This window comes from Streptomyces sp. ISL-12, from assembly GCF_018614415.1.
In the GTDB taxonomy this organism is placed as follows: Bacteria; Actinomycetota; Actinomycetes; order Streptomycetales; family Streptomycetaceae; genus Streptomyces.
Genome location: NZ_JAGGOO010000086.1, coordinates 32,284 through 58,329 on the forward strand (window position 1 = coordinate 32,284; position 26,046 = coordinate 58,329).

The window sequence follows — 26,046 nt, forward strand, 5'->3', positions numbered from 1 at the left end:
CATGCTGCGCCTTCTCCTCGGGGTGTTTCCGGTGCCGCACTCGTGCGGTGGGCCTGTCGGTCTCTTCGTCGGTGACCCGCCGTGTGCTCGACGGTGGTCGCCGTGTCCGTCACGCTCACTCTCCTCGCGCGGAGAGGAACGGGCGATGCCAGCCGTCGGACCGCAGCCGGATCACGGGTGCATCCGCGTCACCGAAGCCGTGTTCCGTTCCGTCTGCTCCGTCCTCTTCGGTCAGGACAAGGCGGATGCCCAGCTGCCGGGCCGCCAGCAGCGCCCTGGCATAGGTCGCTTCGGGTGCCCGAGGTCCGTGGAGGAGCAGGCGCAGCCGGTGCACAGGGCTCAGGCCGAGTTCCGCGGGGGTCATCGCGTTGCCCGACAGCGCGAGCCGCATCTGCCGGCCCGGGTCCAGAACGATACCCGCGTCGCGCAGGTCGTTCTCCGTGACGACGGGCCCGTCACCTGCCGGCAGGAGACTGCTCACCGCCATTGCTCCGCCGCCGTCGCCGTCATCGGCGAGCTGTCCGGTCAGCCAGGACTCGAAGCCCGCGGCCACCGCGTCCGTGTCCGCGGTGTCGGCTGCGGTCAGCCACGGGACATCGCCGGGCCCGTCCTCCGGCCGCCGCCACGGGCGGGTACGCAACGCGTCGGCCAACGCGATGGCGAGGTCCTTCCCGTCACCCGTCACCACGGGGCGCGGAAGACCGGCTCCGCCCTGCGCCAGGAGCGGTGCCCCGCCGAACGCCGGGGTGGGTGAGGTGGGTGACTGCGTGGCGGTGCTCGGTGGGACGGCACCCCGTGCGGCAGCGCTCGGGACAGTGAAGGCTTTGGGGTGAGCGGAGATCCATTTCTCCGGTCGGCCGGTCGGCCGGACGGCGAGGGTGTGGCCGGTGCCAGTGGGCCGCGGCTCCACCGGGCCCGTGTAGGCGAAGACAGGGCGGCCCGTCAACCGCATCACGGCAGCCGGCAGCGTGGCCGCTCCGGCGCCCGAGATGCCCAGTACCACCGGGGACGTGGCGGGTAGCCCGAGCTGCGCGATGTCCCGGCGCACGAGCTCGGCCAATTCCAGGTGATTGACCGATTGCGCTGTTCCGTCGGGGAGATGCAGCACCGCGGTGGCATCCTGACGGGCCTCCGCCAGCACGACGTAGGGGGTGCTCCAGCCGGCTCTCTTCCCCCAGGGCGATTCCGCGTAGCTCTCGCTCTCGTGCGAGCCATCGGCTGCCGGGGCGAGTCTCTGGAACCGATCGCTTTCCAGGTCCCGGACGCCGACTGCTGTCCAGTTCCGGACGGTGCCCTGACCTGGTACGCCGGTGACCTTCGTCAGGGTCTGCTCGCTGAAAGCGCCTCGGCTTTCCAGGTCGTACGCGGCCAGCTCCACGGCCTTGGTGATGTCCCGGCCGGACGCTGCGGCCCGGGCCGTAAGCAGCAGCAGGCGCTTCGACAGCTCGGCCAGCTTCCTCCCGTCGTCCGGAGCAGGGGCTTCGGGCAGGTGCAGAACGGCCAGCAATCGCATGCGTTGCGGGAACGGCAGGCTTTCCAGCAACGACCTCGCCCTGACCAGGCTCCAGAAGGCGTGCGTGACGTCTCTGGGGCGCACCGGCTCCGACAGGTCGCCGCCGATGTATGTCCGCACCACGGGGGTGAGGTCGGACCGGGTCTGGCCCTGCTCGGGTATGAACTGGGGAGCGGAAGCCGCAAGGGTGGGAAGCGGCCACGCCGTGAGAACGGTGGCGTCCGGGAAGGCGGCAGCGTTCTTCGCGGCATGAAGAACCGCCTCGTACTGCGCGGTGCCCGGTTCGACGCTCGGTGCCAGCCGGGCGTGTGCCCGGGCCACGGACGCCCACAGATCCAGCGTGAACGGGGTCACTTCGCGCAGGAGGGCATCGTTCGCCCGCAACCGCTCCAGCGCTCCCGCACCCGCGAGCAGCCGCCCGTGGACGCTCCGCGGATCGTAGGCGCCGTCGCGGCCGTACGCGTCCCGCTCCACCTGCGGACCGAAGACCGCGCGCAGGGCCCGCACCAGCCGCAGCACTGTCGCCCTCACCTCGGAGGGCACCGGCCCCGATCCTTGCCACACACCCGCCGGGGACGCCATGTCCGCCAACTGGGCGGGCAACGGCTCGGGCTTGAACATGACCGTTCGTCCGCCCCTGCCATTCGACTCCAGAACGACCGTGTGCCGATGCCCCGTAGGGCTCTCGTCATCGAGTAAATAGCCCACTGGCCTGGTATTCGCCCAGGTGCTACGCCGTGTCAGGTTCGCCGTCTCCTGGCCGAGTGCCGGGAACACGGGATCGAGGGGATCCGCGACATGCGGCAGGGGGGACCCCGGGAAGAGGGGTGAGGACGACGTCCCAGGCAGCTGATCCGTCGCAGTAGCGGACCAGCAGGCACTCAGCCAGATGTGGTCGTCGGGTGCCAGCTCCCGAATGCTGCGCCGTCTGCTCAGCCATCCGCCGTACTCCCGGCCGCTCAGCATCGCGTCGGTACCGGACTTCAGACGCAGCACTGCGTGGCCAGGCAGTCCGTGGTTGTTCATCCGGTACTTCACCGACGCCACCATCTCCGGCGGCAACGCCCTGACTTCTGTCAGGAGATAGCTGGAGTGCCAGTTCCTCACGCGCACGTCACCGGGCTCGTCCGTATTCACGGCTTCCAGAAGTGCGTTGTCGTCTCCCTCGCTCACGCTGCCGTGCGCCCTGTGCGACGCGCTGACCGCAGGGCGAACCATCACGTCGGCGTCATCGACCACCGTGTTGCGAGTGGTCTCGAACGACTCAGCCGCTTGCGCCTGCGTCCGGGACACACCAGCCGCAGCGGGGTCGGTGGCGAACCACCTGCCCACTACTGGCCGCTCGGACTGATGTACGCCTTCTGGTGCCCTGTCGACCAGGGCTATGACATGCCCGTTCGGCTGCGGTCGCACCCGGGCCTCACCGTAGGTGGACCACACGGTCCGCCCCGTGGCGTCCGCGATCATACGCGGCCACACCCGGTCCTGGGCTCCCACCTCCGGCACCACCAGCACCACCGGTACCGAAGACGGATACTCGGCAAGCTGGGGATCGTTGACCACCCACGCGGCGGCCTCATCCACCGGGACCGGCGCCAGCCGGCCGTCCGCCCCGGGCAGCATCACATGACCGCTGTTGCCGTCCGCGACCACCACCCAGGCATCACTCGGCCAGGGAGCCACTTCCTCACGTTCGGATCGGCCTCCCGCCGCCCGGTGGACACGGGTCCTGTCCACCACCAGTGAGCCGATGTGACTTCCGGTCCAGCTCCGGCCGGTGAAACCGCCGTTGGCCGACCTGATCAGTGTTTCCGGCGCGTACGCCGGATGGCGTACCTCCGATGAGTCCTCGCCGCTTGCGGCGCCGGACAGCGCCAGCGGCTGCGAGCCGACGTTCCGCACGGGACCAGTGGACGCGGCAGGAGGCTGAGGGGCGAACCGGAGCCAGCTCTCCGGTCGGCCGGTCGGCAGCGTGGCGATGGTGTGACTGCTGCCCGTCCGCCGCAGTTCGAGCGGGCCGGTGTAGGCGAAAACGAGCCGTCCGGTGGACTGTGCCAGGGCAGCCGGCAGCAGTCGGGGGCCCGCGCCCGCTCCGGAGATGCCGAGCACCACCGGGGACGTGCGAGGAAGACGGAGTTGCACGAGATCCCGGCGCACCAGTTCAGCCAGTTCCTGTGGGAGAGCCCACGCGGTGAATCCGTCGCGAAGGCGCAGCCTGATGCCTCGCGGGCCCGGCTCGGCCAGCACCATGTAGGGAGTGGTCCGCGTGTGTCCGGCCGCCCAGGGAGCTTCCGAGAGGACGGCGCTCGCCGAAGGGCCGTCGGATGCCGAAGTGAGCAGCTGTCCGGGGTCGACTTCTCGTACGTCGATGTCCGTCCAGTTCCGTACGGTGCGCTGGTTCGGTGTGCCGGTGACCCCTGTCAGGGTCTGTCCGTCGTCCAGGGCGCCTCGCCGCACCAGGTCATACGCGAACACCTGCATGGTGTCGGTGAGGTCACGGCCCGCTGCCGCGGCCTGAGCCATCAGCACCGCCAGGCTCCCCGCGAGGGCGGGCGCTTCCTGCGCGGTGGGAACCTGGGGCAGGTGCAGCGCGTACAGCAGCGCGCCACGTCGTTGCGGGGGCAGGCTCTCCAGCTGCGCCCTGGCCTTGACCAGGCTCCAGAAGGCGTGTGCCACGTCCCTGCGGTGCGGGGGGGCCGACGGACGACCGCCGACGATCTGCCGGACGTTGGCCGTGAACCGGTCGCTGTCAGGAGCGAATCCGGGAGCGTGACCGGCGAGCAGGGGGAGTGACCACGTCGAGAGCACCGTGGCGCCCGGTTGGTGCACGGCTCGCGTCGCGTGCTCCAGGGCCGCCGCGTACTGGGCGCGGGTCGGCTCGGCGGCCGGTGCCAGTCCGGCGTGCGCACGGGCGACGAACGCCCAGAGATCCAGTGTGAAGGGGGTCACCTCGTGCAGCAGGGTGTCATTGGCTCGCAGTTGTTCGAGCGCTGCCGCACCCTTGAGCAGTCCGCCGTGGACACCGTGTGCGTCGTAGGCGCCTTGCGGGTGGTAGGCGTCTTGTTCCACCTCCGGCCCGAAGACCGCGCGCAGAGCCCGTACCAGCCGCAACGCTGTCGCAGTCGTCCTGGACGGCACCGGTCCCGGTTCTCGCCACAGACCTGCTCGGACCGCCAGGTCGGCCAACTGCTCGGGCAGGGGCTCCGGTCTGAACATGACCACTCGGCCACGCGTGCCGTTCGGTTCCGTGTAATCGACTTGCTCGACGTCCGCCTGGCCAGGGGTGAACCGAAAACCTGTCGCCCTGGTGTGTGCCCAGGTGGTACGTCGCGTCAGGTTCGCGGTCTCCTGGCCGACGGCGGGGTACACCGGATCGAGAGGGTCCGCGACGTGCGGAACCGCCGATGCTTGTGACAGCTCCCATGGGGGCGTATCCGTCGCGGTAGCACTCCAGCACATGCTCAGCCAGATGTGATCACGACTGCCGAGATCCTGGATGCCGCGTCGTCTGCTCAGCCATCCGGCGAACTCCCGGCCACTGAGACGCACCTCGGCACCGGAGTTCAGACGGAGGGCGGTGTAGCCGGGCAGCCCGTGATTGGTCATCCGGTACTTCACCGACGCCACCATCTCCGGTGGCAGTTCCGTCGTTCCCGTCTTGGTCTCGGCCGGCATGCGCAGGTGCGTCAGTACCCTGATGTCCTTGGGCAACTCCCCAGACGGCAGTTCAAGACGCGCATGGTCGTCCCGCATGCTGAGAGCGCCGTGCACCTCGTTCGAGACGCCGACCGCGGGACGAACCCACACATCGGCGTCGTCGACCACGACGTTGCTCACAGTCCTGAACGATCCGCCCGGCTGTGCCGGACGTGCGCCCGGTGCCGCGGGGACAGTGGCGAACCACCTGCCCACCACCGGCTGTTGCCTGGGCACGGCGCCTGCCGGTGCCCTGTCGACCAGGGTGATGACATGCCTGTTCCGCAGCCGCCGTACCCGGGCCTCACCATAGGTGGACCACACGGTACGGCCCGTGGCGTCCGCGATCGAACGCTGCCACGCCTGGTCCTGGGCTCCCACCCCCGGCACCACCAGCACCACCGGTACCGACGACGGATACTCGGCGAGCTCGGGGTCATTGATCACCCACGCCGCGGCGTCACTCACCGGGACCGGAACCAGCCGGCCGTCCGCCCGGGGCAGTGACACATGACTGTCGCTGCCGTCAGCGACCACTACCCAGGCATCACTCGGCCAGGGAGCCGCACCCTCCTCGTGCAGAGCCCGTCCCCCCGCCACCCGGTGGACATATGTCCTGTCCACGACCAGCGTGCCGATGGGCTCGGCCGACCAGTTCCGCCCCTGCGGCCAGCCATCGTCCGACGTGATCAGCGTCGACGGCGCGTGCGCCCGATGCACCTCTGCCTGTTCCGAGGTGCCGGGCCCACCCGAGAAGGCCCGCCGGGCGCGGGAACTCGGTGGTGCGGCCAGATCGGATGCGAGAGGTCCCCTGTGCCAGACCCAGTCGGCCGACCTGTCCGTGGGGACCTGGGAGAGCGTGCTGGGGGCGCCTGCGAAGGCCAATGCCGCGCGGTTGGCCACGACATCGCGACCGGTCCCGTTCGCGATGTCACTCATCAGGCCGCCGCCCCAGGAACCGGCCCCTGAGATACCCAGAACCACCGGAGCCGTGGGAGGCAGCTGGAGATGCATGTGGTCGAGGCGCACCAGTTCCGCCAGTTCCTTGCGGGAGACGACCAGTGCGACATCGCCCGGAAGGTTGATCTGGACACCGGTCGGGTGCGGCTCCGCCAGGATCACGTAGGGCGCGGTGTACTGCGCGTCGGCCGCCCACGGCGCCTTCTTCACGCCCGCGACGTACAGCGCTCCCTTGGCATCCCGGGCGAGTTCCTGGAACTGCGCATCGTTGAACTGCTGCAGCCTGGCGCGCGTCCAGTTGCGAACGTTGAGTGCCCGTGAACCGGCCACCGGGAGCATGGTCGCCCTGGACAGGGCGCCTCTGCGCACCAGGTCGTGCACACCTACCGCCACCGGATCGGTGATGTCCCGGCCCGCGGCGGCGGACGCCGCAAGCAGGAGACGCCACTGCTTCACATGTTCTTCGGTCGGGGGAACAGTCAGGTGCAGAGCGCCGGCCGCAAGTGACTTGTGTTCCGCCACCCCGAACCTCCGCATATGGGCCGTCGCCTTGACAGAGCTCCAGAACGCATGTGTGAACTCCCTGCTCTCCAGCGACGCTGTAGGCGCAAGGCCCAGTACTTCACGGACCCGTTCCGCCCGTTTGCCTGCGTCGGCGAAAGTGTTCAGACTTTCATCGATCCAAGGAATCGGCCAAGTCGCCAACAAAGCGGGGCGTTCGCTCTGGTTCGCCACCTTCACTGCATGACGCAGAACAGAGCGATAGTGCTCGGCTTCCGGCTCTGCGGTCGGGTGCAGCCCTGAATGCGCGCGGGCCGTGTGAGCGAGCAGATCCAGTGTGAACGGAGTCAGCCTGCTCAGTTCGGGATCGTTGGCCCGCATTCGTTCCAGAGCCCCCACGCCGCGGAGCCGCCGAGCGTACGTACCGTCGGGCAGATGGGCATCGTCCTCCACTTCCAGCCCGAATACCGCACGCAGTGCTCTCGCCAGTCGCAGCGCCGTCGCGCCCACCCCGGCGGGCACGGTGGTGCCCGCCGGCCACAGACCCGCCGCGACCGCCAGAGCCCCCAGCTGGTCAGCCGACGGTTCCGGCTTGAACTTGACCAGTCGGCCTCGGGTACCGTCCGCCGCCGCGATATGTGTGAGTGGTGTCAGAACGTTTCCGTCGACAGTGTTGAAATCGAACCCCGTCGGCCTGGTACCTCCCCACACGATGCGTTTGACCGCGTTGGCGACTTCCTGGCCGAGCGCGGGCAGCACCGGATCGAGTGGATCTGCGACAAAAAGATACTCGGATGGTGCCGCTTGCCCGATTGAAGGAGGCAATTTCCGGTCCGTGGCACTGGCGGACCAGCAAACGTTCAGCCAGACCTGCGCCTCGTCATCGAGTTCTCGAATGGCACGCTGCCGCCCCAGCCACTGCGCATATTCCCGGCCGCTCAGCGCGACCGTTCTACCGGACCTCAGGTGCAGTTGAGCCGCTCCGGGCAGCCCGTGGTTACTCATGCGATAGCGTGCCGCCGCAATCATCTCGCGAGGAAGAAGCTCGGTGTTCATCTCCGCACCTGACGGATGCTGGTGCGTCACCTTGGCGATTTCCCTGGGCATGAGCATCGTCGCGGATTCGTTGCCTCGGGAATCGTCTTCCATACTGACGCCGCCGAACATCCGGTGCACGGTGTTCACCGCGGGACGGACATCCACTTCGGAATCAGAGATCTGCTCCCCGTCCAGGGTCCGGAAACCGGCGGCGGGGGCGGATCGAAGTGCACCGGGCGCGGGATCGGCCACCAGCCACGCACCCAGCGGAGGCCCCTCCCCCGCCGGCGTCCCGACCGGGACCCTGCCCACCAGGGCGGCGACATGCCGGCGCCGGTCGCCCAGGGCTGAGATGCCACGCCGTCGCGGCAGCCGGAACGCCCGTGCCTCGCCGTATGTCGCCCACACCCGACGCCCCGTACCGTCCGCGATGTCACGCACCAGTGTCATCTGCTGACCGCCCACGCCGGGCACGACCAGGACGACATCGGCGTCCGGCGGATACTGGAGCAGGCCCGGGTCGTTCAGCACCCACGCCGCGGCCTGCTCGACCGGAACCCTCGTCAGCCGTCCGTCCGGTCCGGGGAACATCACATGCCCGGCATCCCCGTCCGCCACCACGGCCCAGGCGTCGCTGCCCCACGGTGCGGGGTGGTCCGAGACCAGGTTGGGCTCGTGCTGACCCACCTGCTGGTAGACGTGCGTCACCGACATGTCCAGCTCGTCGATGTCCGCACCCGTCCAGTTCCGTCCCCGGGGGCGGCCGTTATGGACGATCCGCGTCTTCTTCGCGTATGCCGGGTGCGTCGGCCGTCCGCTCAGACGGTGTTCCGGGCCGGGGTAGGAGGTTCCTTCCCAGGGGTCTGTGCCGGGCCCGGGCTGGGTCCCGTCCGGTTCGTAGGTCTCGCTCCGGCCGCCGGGGCGGTGCAGGACCAGCCCGCCCGGCGTGCCGTCGGGCGCCTCCAGCATGTGCAGCCTGGCCGGCCGGTCGCCCTGCGGCGGGGTGGCGGCGGCGCTCCACCGCGGTTGCACGACCGTCAGGCCGGTGACGGCGGCCAGCCGGCGTCCGACGTCCGTGTTCATGGGTCCGCACGCCAGCAGGACGAGGAGGGTGTCGGACGAGAGCTTGGCCAGCTCGGACCAGTTCTGGGCGATCCGGACGATGCCGTCCGGGCCGAGCGGCAGGGGCGTGCCGTCCTGCCCGATCACTTCGACACCGTCGCGCGTACCGTGGCCCGCCAGGTAGAAGCGGGGCCGGTTCGGGAAGGGCAGTGGCCGCAGGTCGCTGTCGAGGCGCCCGTCGGAGGCTCTGCGCCACTCGACGTAGGCCGTGGCGTCGCCGACCCGGCTCAGCGCGGGCTCGCGGTGCTTCCAGTCGCCGGGGGCGAAGGACGCCTTGCCGATGGTCTTGCCCTTGGCGTCATGGATGTCGTGGAAGAGGGCACGCGCGGACCAGTCGGGTTCGCCGCCGGCGGGTTTCGGCAGGGGGCCGGAGAAGGGCAGCGCGGCACGCGGGTCACCGATGGCGTTCTGGGCCACCAGGTGGGCTGCCGAGCGCAGTTCCATGCGGACGACGACCGGCTGCGGCAGCCCCACCACCACTTCGCCCGTCCGGTCGGTGATCCCCGTCAGGTGCCCGAGGCGGTGGCGCAGTCCCGCTTCCAGCAGCACCTCCGCGTCGAACCGCACCAGCACGGAGGGACCGGTGATCCGGACCCGCGGAGCGTGGCCGCTTCCGGGGGTGAAGACGGTGTCCGCGCCGCGCCCGAGGACGACGGCACCGGAGGCGGTGTGGTTGTGCAGGTCCGCCTCGCGGTACTGGTACCAGGCCGCACCGCCGGAGGGCGGACCGCCGCCGGCCGCGTCGGTCAGGGTGCTCGCGGCGGAGGTCTCGCTCAGGCGGGGGACGCCCGGAGCGTCACCGACGACCACGTCGAAGAGCATGCGGTCACCCACACCGAGGACCTCACCGCCGGTGAGGCGCGCGTGGATCGAGACGTTCAGATCCTGTCCGTCGAGGAAGCCGTCGGTGAACGCGACCGGGATACGTCCTCCGGTGGCGACGAGCATGGGCAGTGCGGAGCGGAGCCATTCGGTGGACAGCGCGCCTTCGAGCAGCGAGGCGGCGGGGGTGCCCGTCGTGCCGAAGGCGGCGGAGGCACCGAGGCCGTCGACAAGCCTCTCCAGAGCGGCACGCACCTGCGGCGCGCCCTGGAAACTGTGGACCTGTGCCTCCATCGGAAGCGCCGTGCCGGCGGCGCGCCACTGCTCCGGCGCCATCGACGGTGCCGAGAGGGCACGGTCGTGACGGGCGGGTGCCGAGACCGCTCCGCTGCCGGCGAGCGCCCGCAGATCGGCCTCCAGCACACGGTGCAGCGCATAGCGGTCGTCGTCGCCACGCGGCGGAGGTCCGAGCCGGACCCGGGCGGCCGGGGCGTCGTCGCGGTGGGCGCCGGGCTGATACAGCTCCAGGGCGACATCGAGCGGGAAGCGTACGCGCACGGTCGCGGCGTTGGGGTCGGCGCTGACCGTCACACCGGTCCCGTACTTCCCCTGGCTGCCGTTGACGGCGGCGCGCGTCCCCTGACCGGCCAGGGCCACCGGTGCGCTGATGCCGGAGCTGGAGTCGCCACTCGGGCTCAGGCGCAAGGCCGGCAGGAGCGACACGTTGCCGCCCTGGGTCCTTCCCCTGGTCCGTGTCGTCTGCCGGGTGAAGTTCGCGCTGGTCGTGATGTCGCTGCCGCGCCGCTCGGCGGGGCGGTCGTGGAAGACACCGGTGCCGCGGGTGACGGTCAGGCGCGCGACGTACGCGAGGGTGCCGTCGCGCTGCCGCAGTTCGACCGGCACACCGCCGTCCAGTGCTCCGGCCAGCAGACCGCGGCTGCCGAGACCGCTCAGGACTGTCATGAGCCGGGACGTGTTGCGCTGCCGGTCCTCCACCAGGCGGTGCGGCAGGAGCCTGTCGGCGTGGTCCTGACCGCGCAGGCGTCCGAGCTCCTCACGCAGGGCGGGCAGCAGCCTGCGGAAGTCCGGCACCCGCTCGGTCAGGCCGAGGGGCAGCGGGCCCGCCCCTTCGAGACGCAGGCCGGCCAGGGCATCGGCGGACTCCGGTGCCGTGCGGGCCGGTGCCGCGGGGCCCTGCGTGGTGAGGCCGAGGCGGTGTGCCTCGTTCTCGGTGAGCCAGGCGAGGACCGCCCCCGGTATCCGGCGTCCGCCGGAGCTGACCCGTGGAGTGCCGCCCCGTACCGACACCTCGGCCACCATGAGCAGTTCCAGGTCGGCCTGGACCAGCACCATGGGTTCACCTGCCGACATGGTGTGCTTGGACTCGACCGCTCCTTCGGTGCCGAAGGACGATCCCCGGGACCAGCTCCAGGACCGGCTTGCGCCGACGCCTCCCAGCAGGCGCACGGGCGAACCCGAGTTGCCACTGCCGATGAGTCCGAGTTGCGTGCCGATCGTCAGGCTCTGGCCCGCGCTGCCGGTCGCGCCGCGCCGTACGGTGTAGGTCCGCGACAACGGTGGTCCGTCGGCCACGTGCACCACGGTGGGCGCGCTGACGTTCACCCTGGCACCGACGGCGCCGAGCAGCCCGGACCAGCGCCGGTCGAACCGCAACTCGTCCACCAGCCACACCTGGTCGGGGCCGGCCTGGAAGCTCGTGGCCAGTCCGTCCGGTCCGAACGCGGCCTCGATCATCGAGGCGGGATCGAGTCCCGGCACACCGAGCGCGTCGTCGCCGTCGCCCGCGGCCTGGACCAGCAGGTCCAGTGCGAGACTCCTGAGGTGTTCCCCGGCGCCGTGGTCCTCCACCATCAGCCAGTCCCGGAGGTCGGACGCGCCGGCCGAGGGGCGTGCCCACTCGGGGTCGTACAGGGCGCCGATACCGTCCGCCGGGGGGACGTCGAGCGGCTCGGGGCCGCCCACCGGGCGCGGCCCGCCGACCGGTGACACGGCCGGTGACCCCACTGGTGACCCGGCCGGTGGCGTGGTCGGTTCCGGCCGGTCAGCGGTCAGTGTCAGTGCCGCCGGCGAGGTCAGCAGCGCGGGTACCGGTTCGATGGACAGCGTGGACAGCGAGGTGGCGGTGGAGGTTTCGCGGCCGCCCGTCGCCGGCGCACCCGCCAGCAAAGTGGTGACCGCGGGCGTGTGCCGGCCCGGCGTCCCCGGAGTCGTCAGGCGCCGCCACTGACTGCTCCGGCTGACCGAGGTGATCTCCACCTCGAAGGCCACTCGCACATCGAACACACTGGTCGGCGCGTGCCCGTCGTTGTCGGTCTCACCGGTGACCCGCAGGGCGGTGCCGCCGGCCCGGGTGGCGGAGAACTCCGCGCTCGCCGTGCCAAGCAGGCTGAAGGACCCGCGCATCGGCCTCGCGTTGAAGCGTCCGTACAGCGAAGCCCCCGCCCTGGTCGCGGCCTCGCTGTCGGTGCCCGCGCGCGTCGTGTGGCCGTACCTCGTCTTCCAACCGCCTACGTCGCCCCGGTATGCGGGTCCCTCCGTGAGCCGTCCCCTGACCCTGACGACGACGGTCTCCGTGGAGGCCGGATGCTTGCGGACCAGCCGGACCGGAACACCGGTGGTGAACAGCGCCCTCCTGCGGTTCTGCAGACCGGCCGGTGACAGCGCGGTGTACAGGGCCCGCTCGTTGTTCCGCATCCTGGACTCGTCCGCCGGGGAGGTCCACCGGCGGGAAGCGCCCGCCCGGTCCGCGGCGGGGAGCCCCGGCAGGAAACCGGCCAGTCGGGCGTCCTGGGTGAAGTGCCGGTGGACGGCGTCCAGGAGCCCCGCCGTGTCCAGGCCCTGGAGTGCCGTGCTGGTGCCCAACGGCCCACGGGGCAGGATGCGTTCGAAACCGGGGTGCGTGGTCAGCGGGCCCGGCGCGACACCGTCGGGCAAGGGGAGCCCCAGTTCGGCGGCTTCCTCGGCGCGCAGATAGAGCCATACCTGGGCGTCCGCGCCGGCTGTCCGGCCGCGTCCGGTACGCGCCGCGGGCGGGTGTCCGCCGGTGCTCTGCACCTCGACGCGTACCCGGGCCTGGTACTGCACCGTGTCACCGGCGAGATCCGAGCTGTTCTTCGTCGCCGTGCCGGCCAGCACCGACAGCGAGCGGTTCCTTCCCCCGCTGAGGCCCGGTTGGAGGAAGACGCGGGCGCGCGGGCCCAGCGCCAGGGCGTCGATCCCGATTCCCGGGCCCACCGCGATGTCCCACGCGGTGCCCTCGCCGACCTTGGTGGAGCGCTGGCCGCTCGTCGTCCGGGTCGTACGCAGCCTGGGGTGGGTCGGCTCCCCGGTCTGCCCCGGCTGTCCGGCCCCGGCCGCGGCCGGCGGTGCCTGAGCGTCGGAGGGTGCGGCGGAATCCTCGTAGTTGCGGGGTACGGGCGCCAGTTCGGTGATCGTGGCCCGCATGCGGTAGCCGCCGGCGGTGTCGCCGTGCGCGCTCATCAGCTCACCCGAGGGAACCCAGCCGGCGAGCAGACGCGGCAGGTTGCGCAGCAGACCCTCGGACGACGCGGCTTCGAAGGCCAGCGTCCGGCCGGGCGCGCCCGGGGCCGTCAGGGCGGCGGGCAGGTGGGAACGGATGGCGTCGAAGATGCCCCCGCCGCCCTGGTAGGGCCGTCCGGCGTCGGCCGTCAGCATCACCAGCGAGACGGCGGCCGCGATACGGCGGCCGGTGTCCGCGCCGATGGGGGTGAAAGCGGTCGGCCGGGACCGCAGCCCCTCCGGCACCAGGTCCTCGACGGGGACCCGCAGCGCCACCGTCCCCTGCCCGCGCAGCGTCCGCGCGTGCCCGGATCCGGACTTCGCCACCCGCAACGACCAGATGAACCGGCGGGGTACCTCGACCGTGCCCGGCTGGGTGGCCACACCGCGGCCGTCCTTGACATCGTCCTGGACCGCCACCGTCACCGACCGCTGCCCGATCGCGAGGTTCGCCTGCAGCGCGGCGCCCGCCATGAGTCCCGGCTGGGGGGTCGGCACCAGGAACGTGCCGCCGCCGCGCAGCGCCCAGCCACTGCTCCAGGTCGACGAATGACCGGCGGCGGCCGTCGAGGACCGCTCGTTGACGGTGCGGGTCGCGACCTGCCGCGCCGTGTCCACGGAGACGACCAGCGGCCGGGGCTCCCCGGGGTCCCGGGTGATCGCCAGCGTGACGTCGTACCAGCCGTCGCCGCCGCGTACCTGGAAGACCCGTCCGTGCCCGAGGAACGTGTCGGGCGCCCCCGCCAGCTCCGCCATCAGCTCCGTGGCCGGACCACCCGAGGTGAGCGCGCCGATCTGCTCGGCGACCCAGTCGGTGCCCGTGAGCCCGTACAGGGTCGTCCGGCCACCGGCCCGCATGTCCTCCACGTAGGCGGGGAGCCGCCACCGCCTCGTCTCCACGGGAGCGACGGATGGCACCGTGTCCACCGTCGCGTCCGCAGGCGTGCCCACCGTCGGGTCCACGGGCGGGTCCGTCGCGGCCGTGTCCTGGTCCGGCTCCGCTCCGTCCGGCACCAGCGTCCCCGGCGGACCGGGCGGCACGGCGGCCGGGAATACGGACTCGATCGTGGGAACGGGTGTCTCGGGGCGTTGCCCGGTCACGGACGCGAAGTGGTCGGCGATCTTGGCGCGCACCTGGTCCACCAGGCCGGGAACCATCTCCAGCATCGTCGTCTCGGCCTCGGCGAGCCATGCCTCCCGGTCGGGTCCGTCCCCGAATCCGGCGGTCTCCTCGACGAGTTCACCCAGTTCGGTGTCCAGCAGCAGCCGGGGGAAGCCGGCTTCCGGGTTCCGCAGCCCGTACCGGACCGCCGCCTCGATCTCGGCCACCAGTGGATCCGGGCCGTCCGCGGCCGTCCGCAGGAAGCGCCGTCGCAGCAACCGGGCGTCGGGCGAGCCGGGTTCGCCGGACGGCAGGAGGGAGGGGGAGCTCGACCGGGCGGAACGGGCCGTGGCCAGGACCGCCGCGCGCTGCGTATACGAGAAGGGGTCGGTGGCGCTGTCGGAACCGGACCGGGACCACTCGGGCAGCGGCTGGCCGGCGGCCATCACCACGGCGATCCGGTGCGCGCCGCCGTCGGGGCCCGGCTGCACGGACACCTGCCAGGGGTAGGCGTAGGCGGTGCGGCCCGTGCGCTCGGTCACCGTCCGGTGTACAGGTGTCTCCTCCCGCCCGGCGCCGGGCACCGCCAGTACCACCGGCCGTTTCACGTCGGCGGACAGCAGTACCGGGTCGGCGGTCAGCAGCGCGGCGATCTCCGCACCGGAGACACCCACCACCTCACCGCCGGGGAGCACGAGCACCGGCCGGCCCGCCACGGTGGGTGCCCACACCACGTACGCCGGGGCGGCGTCCGGCTCGTCCGCCCAGGGGGCGAGGACCGCCGGTCCTCCGTCGACCGTGCCGTCCTCGGCGACCAGCCAGGTGTCCACGGTGGTCGCGTCGAGCGCGCCGAGGGGGGTGCCGGTGAAGTTCCGGCCCCCGCCGCGGGCCCCGGTGATCGCGGTGGCGTCCGTCAGGGCGCCGCGCGCCTCCAGGTCGAACGCGGCCAGCACGTCGGTGTCGGTGACGTCCCGGCCGGCCGCCTCGGCCTGTGCGATCCGGTCCCACAACCGCATCGCCTCGCCCATGTCCGGTGGCCTGGAGGCGTCCAGGTGCAGCACCTGTGTCGCCAGTTCCTGGCGTGCCGCCGGATCCGCCGGCAGTATCTCGGCCGCCCGGGTCAGGGCCCACATGGCCCGGGCCGTCTCCCGCTCACCGACCGGGTCCCGGTCCGCCAGCCGCAGTACGGTCCGCGTCAGCCGGGTGCGCTCCACGGGCCGGCTCATCCGGCCCAGCGCCGCGTGCACACCGGGCAGCGGCAGCGCGTCCAGCAGCCGGGTGCCGGGCCGAGTGGTCCGCGTCTCCCGCGCCCAGTCCAGTACTTGCGCGTACGCGTCGGGTCCCGGCGTGGCGTCGGGGCCGAGCCCGGCCCGGGCCCGCGCCGCGCGCTGCCACAGGTGCATGGTCAGCGGTGTCGTCTCGCGCAACCGCCGGTCGTTGGACCGCAGCATCTCCAGCGCCCCGATGCCCCGCAGCAACCGGTCGTAGGCGTCGGCGCCGACATCCGCCGCCACCGTGCTCCCGAAGGCGGTGCGCAGCGCCCGCACCAGACGGAGCGTCAGGGACCGCACCGGCTCCGGCACCCTCGTGGTCCCGGGCGCGACGAGTCCGGCCCGCGCCGCCAGGGCGTCCAGCTCCGCTCCCGCCGGTTCCGGCTCGAAGCGCACCAGCCGTGCCGGAGCACCGGTCATCGTGGTCATCTGGTAGGGCGAACGGTCGAACCACTCCCCCGTCATCCGGGTGGCGCCCCAGGCGACCCGGCCGGTCGCGTTCGCGATCGCCGCGGCCACCGCCGGGTGCAGCGGATCGAGCACATCGAAGACGTACGAGTCCGGTGCCGCCGCGTGCGAGGGCGCACCCAGGTCGTCGGTGGCCGCACCGCTCCAGCACGCGTCGATCCACAGCTGGTGCCCCGGGCCCAGTTCCCGTATCTCCCGGCGTCGCGCGTGTTCGGCCGCCACGGCGGCGGCCGGCACCGTCACGGTCCCGCCCGCGCGCAGCGGGTAGACCGCCAGGCCCGGTGCGCCGTGGAACTGCGAGCGGTAGCGCACCGCCGCGGTCATCTCCCTGGGCAGCGGATCGCCCCCCACCACGTCCAGCGACGCCGGATGCACCCGCAGCATGTCTCCGCCCGCCAGTTCGGCGAGCGTCGTCCGCGACAGTCTCTCCCGGGTGCGGTTGTCGTCGCCGATCAGCACCCGGCCGACCCGCTCCCCGTCGGCCACCAGCGTCCGGGAGTGCAGTTCCGTGTCCCGCACCACCTGCCCGTCGAACGCTTCCACCTCGCCGGGCAGCACCGCCACGGCGTCCGGGCCACCGGGGTCCACGGGCACCCAGACGCCCAACGGGCGCCGCTGCGGCAGCGGCACGGCCGGCTCGTGGTCCACCACGGCCGTCCCCCGTCGGCCGTCCTCCGCGTCGCGTACCAGCCGTCCGTCTCCCGCCGGGGCCCAGACCCGGCGGCCGGTACGGTCCGCCACCGCGCGCGGCAGCACCAGGTCCTGCGCGCCGGCGTACGGCACCGCCAGCACCACCGGCACGTCGGCGGGCAGGACCGCCAGCGCCGGGTCGGCCGCCACCCACTCGGCGAACTCAGGTGCCGCGAGCCGCTCCGGACGCCCCTGCGGGCCGGGCCTCAGCACATGCTCGTGATCGCCCTGCGCCGCCCACACGTACGGCGCCGGTGTGTCCCGCTCGGCCCACGGCGCGTCGGTTTCGTCCACCAGGTCGAGCCGTCCGTCCTCGCCCTGCTCGTAGACCCGCAGCTCCGAGGTCTCGATCTCGCCGCCGGACCCGTCGAGCCCGCCGGTCCAGTCGCGTCCCTGAGCCCGTCCGCCGGCCGGCCCCAGCACTGACGACGCGTCGAACAGGAACCGGCGCGCCCGGGTGGTGGGCGATGCCGGCGAATCGCCCAGGACTACCTGTGCCAAGGACGTGGCCACGTCGTCCACGTCCTGCGCACCGTCGTGCGACGCCTCGCTCGGGACGTCCGACGAGGCGTCGGAACCGGAGTCGGAGTCAGCGGTGTCGGTGGGCAGGACCGGGCTCCAGAATTCCTCCTGGTCGCTCGGGATCTGGCTGATGAAGTGGATGCCGTGCAGGTTCGTCAGCATCACCTGGCCGGTGTGGACGAAGGTGGGGCGGCCGGTTCGCTGGGCGATGGCGAGTGGCAACGGGTGTCCCAGCACGTCCGCCCCTGGCGGGACCAGCACCACTGGTGAGTTCTCCGGGAGTCGGAACTGCCTGCGGTCGCGCTGGATGAGGTCGACCACTTCATCGAGAGGGACGTCAAGTGCGGGCTGGCCGGGCAGCTCCAGTACGACGTGCTCCTGCCGTACGTCGGCGAGGACCAGGTAGGGCTGGCCGATGGCGTCGTCGGACCATGGCGCCGCAATGATGTCCCCCGCGCCCAGCCGGCCGTCCGCCCGCCACTGGAGTCGATGCAGGTTCCAGCCGTTGATCTCTCCTATCTCGGTGCCGGTCCAGTTGCGGACGCTGCGGACGTCGCTGCCGAGCACCGGTACCGAGGTCCCCTCCGACAGCGCTCCCCTCAGTTCCAGGTCGTAGGAGGCGACCGCGACGGGGTCGGTGATGTCCCGGCCGGCCGCCGCCGCCCGCGCCAGCAGGAGCAGCAGGTCCTGCACGTGGGACAGGGGTGACGTGTCCGCGGCGGCGGGCAGGTGCAGGACGCGCGCGGCCAGCTCGGACCGCTCGTCGTCGTCGAGTTCTCCCAGGTGGGCCTGCGCGTTGGCCAGGCTCCAGAAGGCATGTGTGACATTCGCGTCCCGCGGCGCGGCCGGTGAGCCGTCGCCCACCACCGCGTCGACCAGGCTGGTACGCGTCGGTTCCGCGGCGAACAGCTCAGTCGTGACCCCGAGCCAGGGCAGTGACCAGGTCGTCGACACAGTGGCCCCGGGGTACTGGGTGACGACCTGTTCGGCGTGGCCCAGCGCGGCACGATAGGCCGGTCCGTCCGCTTCAGCGCCCGGCAGCAGGCCCGCGTCGGCACGGGTCACCATGTGCCACAGATCGAGGGTGAACGGCGTGACGGCGCTCAGGCCCTCGTCACCGGCCCGCAGCCGCTCCAGCGCGCCGATGCCGGACAGCAGGCGCGGGTAGTCACCGTCCTGCCGCACATCCGGCCCGAACATCGCGCGCAGCGCCCGCACCAGGCGCAGCGCCACCTCGCGCACATCGGCCGGCCCGGGCCCTTGTCCGGTGAGCAGACCCGCCTGACGTGCCACGTCGTCCAGCTCGACGCCGGCCGGCTCCGGGACGAACTTCACCAGTCGGCCCCTGGTACCGCCGTCGGGCGTGGCGAGCTGGACGAACGGCCACCAATCCCGGTGGGAGTCGTCGTCGAGGAGGGCGTATCCCATCGTCCTGCTGCTCGACCAGGTGACCCGCCCGGTAGCGTTCGCCGTTGCCTGGCCCACGGCGGGGAATCGCGGATCGAGCGGATCCCGGACATGAGGCGTGGGCCCGTTCTCGGCGGAGCGACCGAGGTGGTCCTCCGCCGCCGCGCCCCAGCAGGCGGTCAGCCATATCTGGGCCGCCGGGTCGAGTTCCCGCACGCTCCGCCGCCGGCTCAGCCACTCGCCGTACTCCCGGCCGCTCACCGACACCACGTCACCGGACCGGAGGTGGAGGACCGCCACTCCCGGGTGTCCGTGGTTCACCATCCGGTACCGCACCGCTGCCGCCATCTCGTGCGGTACCGGCTCGGCCGCGATCTCGGTGCCGACCAGCGGACGCCGGTGAATGATCTGCCGGATGTCCCCGGGCAGGAACGCCGTGCCTTCTTCTGCGCGCCTGCTGTCGTCCGCCGTGCTGATGTCGCCGATCGCCCGGTGATCGGCACCGACCACCGGACGTGAACTGACCGCGGTGTCGGGGACGCGTTCACCGCTGAGGGTGGTGAGGAACCCGGCCTCGTCCGACTGCTCCGGCGACATCCCCGGTGCCGTCACGAACCACGCACCCAGGGGATGCTGCTTCTCGAACGGGGCGTCCGCCGGGTCACGGTCGACAAGAGCGATGGCGCTCCGCCCGCCTACCGCCTGTATCCGGGCCTCGCCGTAGGTGGACCACACCCGGCGCCCCGTCGCGTCCGCGACCGCCCGCGGCAGCGTCCTGTCCTGGCCGCCCGCGCCCGGGACGACCAGCACCACATCGACATCCGGCGACAGGCCGGCCAGCTCCGGATCGGCCCGCACCCACGCGGCGACCGACTCGGCCTCGAACGGCCGGGTACGCCCGTTCCCGACCGGCATCATGACCTGGTGGGCATCCCCGTCGGCCACCACCACCCATGGCGCATGGTTGCTCCGCCCCTGCCACGGAGCCGCCGTCCGTGACACCGGCTCGGGCCGCTGCCCGGCGATCTGCCGGACGACCAGGGTTCGCTGGACGTCCAGCGGGCGCAGTGCCGCACCTGTCCAGTTGCGCCCCTGGGTCCGTCCGTCCGGAAGGCTGATCAACGTCGAGGGGTGGAAGGCGGCATCGGCCATCGCGTCCGGATCCGGCCGCCGCCTCGACGGTGCCAGTGGGTCCGCGCCCCTGGTGTGTCCTCGGGCCCCTCCGGTCGTCCCTGCCGGGCCGCTCATGAAGGGCGTCCATGTGCGGCCGGGTGTCTGCGTCACGCCCTGTGCCGTCGGACCGGGCCGCGAAGGGATGCTGGAGGAAGCGGACAAGAACTGCGCCAGCGGCATGCCGCTTCCGTCGTGCCGGCCGGCCTGTTCCAGGAGGGAGCGCAGCGCCTCGGGGTAGGGAGGCGTCGTACGGCCGTGTCCCCCGTAGAACCGCTGCAATATGTCCGTCAGGGCTCGCCACGTGAGCGGTGTGCTTTCCCCGCTGTTCTCGCGCAGGCGCTGGAGCGCGGCGAAGCCGCGCATGGCCTGGCCGTAGAAGTCGGCCTGGCTGCCGGGCTCGTCGATCGTCGGGCCGTACGCCCGGCGCAGTGCGCGCGTCCAACGGCGCACGTGTTCCAGGCGGTTCGCGACACTCGGGTCGAGACCCACGTGGTCGGCCCACTGGGCCAACTGGCTGTCGGGCATCTCCGGACGGAACCGGATGACGTCCTCACGGGCCTCGTTGAGGGGGCCGTGGACGAGGATGCGGTCAGGTGAGTTCGGGTTCCCGGGGTCCCCCAGCTCGAAGGAGGAGTCGCCCGCGTATCCGTAAGCGGTCAGTCCGGTGGCGTGGGAGACATGCTGGGCGGCGGGAATGTACACCAATGGGTCGTCGTAGAGAAGGCGTCCTGTCGACTCCCGGGTTTCGGGATGCACCATCGTGTGGGAGAGGAGATCCCTCTCCCAGAAGGCGCCGCCCGCCGTGGATTTGATCGTGTTCTCACCCGGAGGGGCCACCATGCCGGGCCGGCTGTGAATCCACTGACCGACCGGGCGGTCGCCGTCGGTGTCGATGAATCCCACGAGTGTGTCGCCGTTGGTCTGCTCGACAAGCCGGTGACGGGCGTCCGTGGACCATACCGGTGTCCCCAACCGGTCGGCCAGCAGGCGCGGCTCTTCCAGGGTGCTGGAGACCGGCGCCACAAGGAGCACGGGGACACCGGCCGGCCGATCCGGGTCGTCGACGATGCCGTCGATCAGGCCGGGTTCCCAGACGTTGGCGACGACCGCCCAGACCCTGGCGTCTCCCCAGGGTGTGTCGTCCCGCGACTGCATGCGCCCGGCCGTGTCCACCACGGCGTAGCCGGAGGTGCGGAGTCCGGAGAGCGGCCTACCGGTCCAGTTGCGCCCTTGCCTGTGGCCTCTGGGGGTACGGAGCAACGTGTGGGCTCCGTGGGAGACGTCGTTGGCCGGGGCCGTGGCCAAGGAGGTGCTCTGAGGCGCCGGGAATCCAGGACCGGCCGCCCACGGGTCCGCTGACTGGAACGGTGAGGGCATGGCGGAGCGGCCACCTGGGCCGGGCCCGAACGGGCTGTGCGTCGTCGGCAGTTGGCCCAGTCCGGGTTCTCCGTCCCGGGCAGCGGCGCTGAACGGGCTGTAACCTGGCGGCAGGTCGCCGAGCCCGGGTACTCCGCTGCGGGAACCGGGGCTGAACGGGCTGGAGACCGGCGGCAGGCCACCGGGCCCGGGCGCTCCACTCCGGTCACCGGAGCTGAACGGGCTGTAGCCCGGTGGCAGGTCGCCGAGCGGCAGGCGCCGTCTCCCACCGGAGTTGACGTCCCGCGGGTCGGGGTAGCCGATGTCCGCCGTGGAGTCAGTGGTCGTTTCGGGTACCGGCTGCGGAGCGGGCGGTGGCAGGGTCCCGGGGGACGCCTGGACGAAACTCGATCGGCCTCCGGGGTCGTCGTCCAGGACGTGCATGGTCGCGGGGCCGGTGTGCCCGTCCACCGACCGTGTCACCGCCACGGGTCCGTACGGGGCGTACACCGTCAGTCCGCTGGCTTCGGCGATGCGGCCGGCCAGGTCCTGGGCTCGCTGCCTGTCGCCCGGCCTGAACCTCGTGCCACAGGCCAGCACCGTGATGCTGGTGAAACCGTTCCGTGCCGCGCCGCTCAGCAGCCGGCCTACGTACGAGCCGTCGTCCACACGCCTGCTGCCGTCCGCCGCCGACAGTTCCAGCCCCAGTTCGCTTCCGTGCGAGGCGAAGAAGAAGGTGCCGGGTCCGCCGGGCAGGGGTCGCACGGCGGCGGTGGGTGCGGATCTTCCGCCGGTCCAGCTCACATACGTGGTGGCCGCGTGCAGGTTCTGGTACGCGGGTTCCCTCCTGGCCCAGTCCACGTCACTGAATGAGGTCAGGGCGATGCGCTGCCCGTCCCCGGTGAACACCGACCGCAACGTCACGTCAGGCTGCCGTGCCCATCCAGTGGCCTGGCTCGGCATGTCCGACCCGGCGTCGACGGGCGGTGTACTCCAGGTCGCTGCCGAGCCGGTGGGCACGGGTGCGGATATGTGGACGTGCGGACCGCTTTGAACGGCCGGGCCGGTCGCCGGGGCGGCAGTCCGCGCGTCGTGGGCCGGAGGCGGGGTGTCGGTGCTGCTGGTCCGGACCGTGGGAGCGGCATCCGGCAGCGCGGTGGTGGCGGTGCCGGGCCGGGACTCCGCCGGTTGCGTGTGCGGTGTGGCGAAGGCGTCGGAGTCGCGGGGGCTGCCGGGTGCTGCGACGTCCTGAACCGACGACGGTGACGGCGACGGGGTCGCGTCGGCCGGGGCCGGCTCCGTGGGCCCGGAGATGCCTGCCGTCTGATCCGCTCGCCCCTGGGGCTGCTGGCCGACGGACGAGGGCGGGCCGGCCGCTGCGGGGAGGGCGCCCGTGGGCGCGGCCACGACCGGTGACGGCGGCGTATCGGCGGGCGCGACGACGGTTTCCGCCAGGACCGGGTCGGTGGGAGCACCGGAGGGATCGGCCGGGGCGGGAGCATTCGACTCGCTTGACGCGGGAGGTACCGGAAGCGGTTCCGCGCCGGACGCGACGGGGTCCGTGGCCGACCGCGTGACGGGGGTGGTGACGGGGGCGGTGTCGGTCGTCGAGTCGGCGGTCACCGTGGTCGCGGGTCGCACCGGCTGGTCGCCGGCCGAGGTGGCGCCGCTCGGGTTACCCGGCTGCGGTGCGGAGGGATCGGACGGCTGGTCGGACGACTGGGTGGAGAGCGACTCGGCGGGCCCCTGGTCCACGGAGGTAGGGACTCCCCCCGTGCCGGCGGCGAGGGGAAGGCCGGCGGTACCGGTACCGGTACCGGTACCGGTATCGGTATCGGGAACGGCGGTGGTGTCGTCGCGCCCTTCCGTGGCCGTGCCCGTGGCCGAAGCGGCGGTGTCCGGGCGGTCGGTTGTCGGTGAGCCGGGTTCCGGGGCCTGCGTCGACTCGGGGACCGGGTGCGTCGCGGACGCGGGCAGGCCGGACTTCGGCGTACCCGCCGACACGGCATCCACCTGCTCCGAAGCAGGACTCGCACCGGCCGAAGACACGGAGGTAGCACCACTGCCCGCCGCAGACCCACTCACACCCACAGCCGCAGGCAGAGAACTCCCGGCCGACGTCACATCCGTGAGCGGAACACCGGCCACGGTCCGCGTCGGCTCAGGGACCGGGTGCGTCGCGGACGCGGGCAAGCCGGACTCCGACGTACCCGTCGACGCGGCATCCACCGGCCCCGAGGAAAAGTCCGTGTCGGACGAAGGCACAGAGAAAACACCACTGCCCGCTACCGACGCACTCACATCCACAGCCGCAGGCAAGGGGCTCTCGGCCGATGTCATGTCCGTGGGCGGAACCCCGGCCGCTGTTCCGGCCGGGCTCAGTGTCGAGAAGACGGTGTCGGCGCCCGGGTGGTCGGAAGCAGTGGGGACAGGACTGACGTCGTTCAGGTCGGCCGTATAAGAGAGGTCACTCACCGCACTCGCGGTATCGAGATCGACCTCTTCTCCTGGACCCAGCGCGCTGACGTCGCTGTAGACGGACGCGCTGTCGTCCGCCGGATCGGTCACGGGATCACTGACCAGGGGAACGCCGGGATAGGTCACAGCTGTCAGCGGGGGAACACCGTGCTGGACCGGAGGAGGAACGGTACCGACCGGGTCGGTCACCGAAGCGGTCGGCGGCGGCTGGTACGTGTCGGCAGGTACCGGGGCAGGGGTCACGGGCGGCGCTCCCGCGACGTTCGTACCTGTACCTGCACCGTCGGGATCGGAGGCGTAGGAGCTGCTCGTGTCCGGTGTGGAGGAAGTACTCGGGGGCGGGCTCGTGTCGGTGTGGGTCTCGGTGCCGGACGGACGGCCGGCTGCGGGGGTGCCCGACGGCTGGGCTCCGGTGCCGACCGGCACATACCCGGTGACGTCCCCGCCGCTGCCGGTGGGGTCGCCCGCCTGGTTCGCGCCGTCGGTGGACTGACCACTGACGCCGCCCACGGCCGTGGGGGCGGCTCCCGCACCGCTCGCGTTGTACTCACTGAACTTGTCAGCGCCGAACACCTTGCCGTGCAGCCACTTGCTCCCGCCGCCCGCGGCACCCATGGCCGCGTCGGTCAGAAGTCCGCTGAGACCTCCACTGACGAACGTCGACGCGTCGACGCCGAACTTCCCCTCGTACGCCAGTTTCGTGAAGGCCTCGGCGAAGGTCTCCGCCTGCCCCTCGTTCACGAAGGACGCCGGAAGCTCCATCGCCTCCTTCTTCCACTCCGGAGCGCCGTCGAGGAACTTTTTCGCGGCCGGCTGGAACGCCTGGCCGAAAGCTCCCGCGAAGAGCCCCGCGAACGCGCCCGTCACCGCCGACCGGCCGATGTCCGACCAGTCGAAGCTCTTGCGGCGCTGCCCGGGGTCATCGGGCACGCTCATCGAGAGCATCTGGGCGCCGAAGGTGACGAACGCTTCCTGCACCGCTTCCAGCGCCGCCGACAAAGGAGTCGGCACCGCCCGCCCCAGCCGTTGCAGGATGAGGGCCATCGCCAGCGCGCTCCGCGCTTCGGCAAGCGCTATCTGCCACACCGAAGTACCACCGGTGAAGAAGGAGGTCGCGATGATCGCCGCGATCGACGCCTTCAGCTCGACCCATTCAAGGATGAGCTCGTACTTGTTCTCCCGCAGACTCATCGACATGGTGGTCCGCTTGTCCGCCCGGTCCCGCAGATCATCCGCGAAACGGGTCAGATGGTTCTGCCCCTGATCATCGACGAACTCGTTCAACGCGGATTTGAACGCCCTGCCGACATCACCGGGCAGTTTGTCCGCCACGGCGGAGATGGCACCGTTCATCTCGTCCGCCCACGACCGGACATCCGTCTCCACCCGGGTCAGGGATCGCCGGCTCTGAAAGCCGAGATCCTCGTCACCGGTGGGGACACTCGCTCCGAGGAATACTTGCAGGAACTCCCGGAGAGCGGGCGAGAAATCGATTGCCATGACCTACCGCTTGGCCCCGTCCGCGGCAGCACCGCTCGCCTGGTGGATATTGTCCAGGGCGTCCGACTGGGCCGTCCGAGCAGACCCTGCCTCGGCGTCCACAGCCCCGACCAGATGAAGGAAACCCGAAGTGAGGGCGTCCAGAGTCTCGGTGATCTGCTGCCGCTCCAATCTCATCTGCGGACCCACCTGATCGGCGAAGTCATCGCCCACGTTCTCCTGGCCCCACCAGTACTCGTACTTGGAGAACTCCTCATCGAGCAGTCCCCGCAAGCCTTTGATCTTCGCGATGATGTCACCGAGGGGGCCTGTGTCGAATTCGTCGAAATTGAACTCGTAACCCTTCGACTGCGACACGTCACTCACCCGCCGTTCGGTTGTTCGCCCCGCCCGGGGCGCCCGGGGGTTCGTCCTCGTACATCTCGTCCCGGAGTCGGTTCATCGACGCCGGGCGAGAAGGAGTTGCGCTTTCGCTGATCAGGGAACCGAATATCTCGTCCCAGTCCAGCCCCGAGCCGTGCGCACGGCTTCGCTCACCGGGCGTCCGCCGCACGACGGGATCGAACACGTCCATCACACGACGCGCCATGTCCGCGCGGGCCGCGTTGATGGCCTGGAGAATCACGGAGGAGAGGTCGGCAGGGGACATCTTCTTGTACTTGCCGTCGAGGAACTCCAAGCTCGTCACCTCACCCTGGGGCCCGACGGCCACCCGCACCGACCGGTCCGGGGAGTGCTTGGACACCGACGCCCGGGACAGGTCCTCCTTGGCTCTGGCCACGGCCTCTTCGGTGGCCTTGAGCTGTGCCATCGCCCGGGCGACCCGGTCCTCCATCGGCTGGCTCACTGTCTTCCCTTCACTTCACTCATCACGGAGTACGGCGGTC

At 71.6% G+C, this 26,046-nt stretch carries 3 protein-coding genes; all 3 read right to left on the reverse strand.

What is annotated here, in order from left to right:
* Positions 1-115: 115 nt before the first annotated feature.
* Genes J7I94_RS23900 through J7I94_RS23910 form a run of 3 tightly spaced genes read right to left on the reverse strand, consistent with a single transcriptional unit; the run spans position 116 to position 26,006 of the window.
* Complete coding sequence (locus tag J7I94_RS23900) at positions 116-25,159, reverse strand: lonely Cys domain-containing protein (protein WP_215169848.1); 25,044 nt, start codon at positions 25,157-25,159, stop codon at positions 116-118.
* Positions 25,160-25,162: 3 nt separating this feature from the next.
* A complete protein-coding gene (locus J7I94_RS23905; RefSeq protein WP_215169850.1) occupies positions 25,163-25,516 on the reverse strand; it encodes a hypothetical protein in 354 nt (117 codons plus the stop codon).
* 1 nt (position 25,517) lies between these two features.
* Complete coding sequence (locus J7I94_RS23910; protein WP_215169852.1) at positions 25,518-26,006, reverse strand: YbaB/EbfC family nucleoid-associated protein; 489 nt, start codon at positions 26,004-26,006, stop codon at positions 25,518-25,520.
* Between the last annotated feature and the right edge of the window lie 40 nt (positions 26,007-26,046).